Annotated in this window: 2 protein-coding genes and 1 tRNA gene; 2 read left to right on the forward strand and 1 reads right to left on the reverse strand. The window is 71.6% G+C overall.

Translation table 11 applies throughout. From position 1 onward, the window contains the following. Window positions 1-241 precede the first annotated feature (241 nt). The gene (gene msrA / locus SACSA_RS0104700) at window positions 242-901 is read left to right on the forward strand and encodes a peptide-methionine (S)-S-oxide reductase MsrA (protein ID WP_019813949.1); all 660 of its coding nucleotides are present in this window, start codon (window positions 242-244) and stop codon (window positions 899-901) included. Window positions 902-1,002: 101 nt separating this feature from the next. Here the strand turns inward: msrA and SACSA_RS0104705 are convergent. Then, a tRNA-Gly gene (locus SACSA_RS0104705) sits at window positions 1,003-1,075 on the reverse strand. A gap of 176 nt (window positions 1,076-1,251) precedes the next feature. On the opposite strand from SACSA_RS0104705, the gene SACSA_RS21515 reads away from it, so the two are divergent. Next, window positions 1,252-2,100, forward strand: an 849-nt coding sequence (locus SACSA_RS21515; protein WP_019813951.1) for a sigma-70 family RNA polymerase sigma factor, incomplete at its 3' end; no start/stop codon positions are given.

Here is a 2,100-nt window from a genome sequence, read left to right on the forward strand (position 1 = left end):
GGCCGGGGGTGCTCCCGAGGCCGCGACCGACGGCGCGACCGGCGGTGCGCCCGAGGCCTCGGCCAGGATGTCGTCGCGGCGGCGCCGGTGTTCGCCCCGGCTGATGGTTCCCGACGCCAGCTCGCCGTCGAGTCGACGCAGGTCGTCCTGCCACGTCATCGCACACCCCCTGGAGCACTGCGGCGCGTATCCGCGTGCGCGCCACCCGTTCGCGTGACATTGTGCCGGTAGACTGGTCCGCATGTCCTTGTTCGGTCGACACAAGACGACGCTGGTCTCCGCCGAGGAGGCTCTGCCCGGCCGGGCGGAGCCGCTGCCTGTTCCGGAGACGCACGCGGTGTATCCCCAGCGGCGCATCAGGCCGCCGTTTCCCGAGGGCATGCGGACGGCGGTGTTCGGCCTCGGCTGCTTCTGGGGCGCCGAGCGCACCTTCTGGCAGACGACGGGCGTGTATTCGACGGCCGTCGGGTACGCGGGCGGGCACACGCCGAACCCCACCTACGAGGAGGTGTGCACGGGCCGGACCGGGCACACCGAGGCGGTGCTGGTGGTGTACGACCCCGAACGGGTGTCGTACGAGACGCTGCTGAAGGTGTTCTGGGAGGGGCACGACCCCACGCAGGGCATGCGGCAGGGCAACGACGTCGGCACCCAGTACCGTTCGGCGATCTACTACGCCGACGAGGAGCAGGAGGCGCTCGCGCGGGCCTCGTTCGAGTCGTTCCAGGCGGCGTTGCGCGCCGCGGGCCACGGTGAGATCACCACCGAGATCGCTCCGGCAGGCACGTTCTACTACGCCGAGGACTACCACCAGCAGTATCTCCACAAGGTGCCGAACGGCTACTGCGGCATCGGCGGCACCGGCGTCTCCTGTCCGGTGGGACTGTCCACGGGGCAGTGACACCGCCGGGCGCGGCGACCTCAACCGCACGCGACGGCACCGCCGCACACGACGAAGCCCCTCCCGCGGCTGGGCGGGAGGGGCTTCGTCTGCGTTGAACGAGCGGACGACGGGATTCGAACCCGCGACCCTCACCTTGGCAAGGTGATGCGCTACCAGCTGCGCTACGTCCGCGCGCACCGGTCCGTGCCCGGTACGAGTCTCAGTCTATACCCTGCCTTGCCCGCCACTCGTTCGGGGGTCCTTTCATTACGGGCGCAACACAAGGGGTGACGGTCGCGAAAACCACTCCGTATGGTGTTCAAAGTTCAACCGAGGGGCTACGCGGCCCGGAGGGGGTGCCTGCCTAGATGGACGATTCGGTGCCCGGTTCCGACAAAGCGGGGTTGCTCGAGCGGCTCCGCCTCGGCGACGACACGGCGTTCGGCGAGCTGTTCGCCGAGCACGAGGCCGCGGTGCGGCGGCTGGCCCGCGGGCTCGTTTCCGACACGGCCGAGGCCGACGATGTCACCGCGGAGACCTTCTTCCGTGTGCTTCAGGCCGTACGCAGGGGAAACGGGCCCCGGGACAACGTGCGCGCGTACCTGATGACGGTCGCGCGGCGCGTGGCCTGGGAGTGGCAGGGTTCCCGGCGCGACGTGCCGGTGACCGACGAGGAACTCACCTCGCGCGCAGGCGCCGGCACCGACTGGCAGGCGAGCACCGCCGAGGCCGCGCTGATCACCCGCGCGTTCTCCACCCTGCCGGAGCGCTGGCGCACCGTGCTGTGGCAGACCGAGGTCGAGGGTGAGCAACCGGCGATGGTCGCGCCGCATTTCGGTCTCAGCGCCAACGCGACGGCGGCCCTGGCGCGCCGAGCGCGGATCGGCCTGCGGGCGGCCTACCTCCAGGCGCACCTCACCGCCGACCGCGGCGCGCACGGCTGCCGCAGCGTCCGGGAGAAGCTGGGCGCGTACACGGCGGGCACCGTCACCGGCGTCGAGGCCCGCAAGATCAGCCATCACCTCGGCGGTTGTTCGTCCTGCCGGTCGACGCACGACGAACTGCGGCAGGTGTGTTCGGCGCTGCGCACGCACGCCGGCGTCCTCGTGGCGCTGGTGCCGCTTTCCGGGGCCGTGTTCGCGGGCGCGGGGACCGGAGGCGGTGCGGCCGGTGTCATGGCGGGCAGTGCCTCGCTCAGCGGGCTGTCGGCGGGTGGC

Source organism: Saccharomonospora saliphila YIM 90502, assembly GCF_000383795.1.
In the GTDB taxonomy this organism is placed as follows: domain Bacteria; phylum Actinomycetota; class Actinomycetes; order Mycobacteriales; family Pseudonocardiaceae; genus Saccharomonospora; species Saccharomonospora saliphila.

What these genes read in the sequence shown, in the direction of transcription:
- msrA (WP_019813949.1), top strand. Translation starts at nt 242, where the DNA reads ATGTCCTTGTTCGGTCGACACAAGACGACGCTGGTCTCCGCCGAGGAG.